This window comes from Citrobacter sp. Awk 2, from assembly GCF_028069815.1.
GTDB lineage: Bacteria > Pseudomonadota > Gammaproteobacteria > Enterobacterales > Enterobacteriaceae > Citrobacter.
On record NZ_JANEWL010000230.1, the window covers coordinates 1 to 914 of the forward strand.

Sequence of the window (914 nt, forward strand, 5' to 3'; positions counted from 1 at the left end):
ACAAACTTACAATTTATAAAATCTGCCATAATGACAGATTTCTTTAATTTATAATTAGAGATTTGCAACGTTATGATATACTTTTTGAACATCATCATCATCTTCAAGGGCATCAACAAGTCCTTCAAAGATTTCTAAATCTTCTGGTGAAAGTTCAATTTCTGATTGAGCTATCATTTCTAATTCTGTGGTTGAGAATTCAGTAATCCCCGCTGCTTTGAGGGCTGCAATTCCTTTATGGAGGTCTGTAGATTCAGTGTAAATAATGATGTTGCCTTCTTCTTCGGTGACATCACGAACATCAACTTCAGCTTCAAGCAAAATTTCAAAAATATGGTCAGGGTCAGTGCCTTTAAATACGATCACACCAGTATTATCAAACATGTAGCTGACAGAACCTGCCGCCCCGATATTCCCGCCTTTTTTATTGAAGATTGAGCGAATATTAGCAATCGTGCGGTTAACGTTTGAAGTCAGGGTTTCAGCGATAATCATGGAACCACTTGGACCAAAGCCTTCATAACGCCCTTGCAAGAACGTTTCGCCGCCGCCACCTTTGGCTTTATCAATAGCTTTATCAATAACATGCTTTGGAACCTGGGCTTGTTTCGCACGTTCAATAACGAATTTTAAAGCTGTGTTTAATTCTGGGTCTGGTTCACCTTGTTTAGCCGCAGCATAGATTTCCACACCGAATTTTGAATATACTTTAGACGTTGCACCGTCTTTAGCCGTTTTTTTACCAACAATATTGGCCCATTTACGTCCCACTGGAATAGTCTCCTCGAAAATTTATTTACATGACAGGCAGGTTAATAACCAGCCTGTTTTTCCCGCCATATTATATCACCATATGTAAATTCTCGTCTATGAGAAATAAAAACATCCAAACCTTGCGGAGTGTTACTTTAATT

The 914-nt window shown here is 38.5% G+C and carries 1 protein-coding gene; it reads right to left on the minus strand.

Translation table 11 applies throughout. The features are described 5' to 3' along the window. Window positions 1-54: 54 nt before the first annotated feature. Window positions 55-771 carry a YebC/PmpR family DNA-binding transcriptional regulator gene (locus tag NNO02_RS23355; protein ID WP_271441860.1) on the minus strand — a complete coding sequence of 239 codons (717 nt, stop codon included), beginning with the start codon at window positions 769-771 and terminating at the stop codon, window positions 55-57. Window positions 772-914 lie beyond the last annotated feature (143 nt).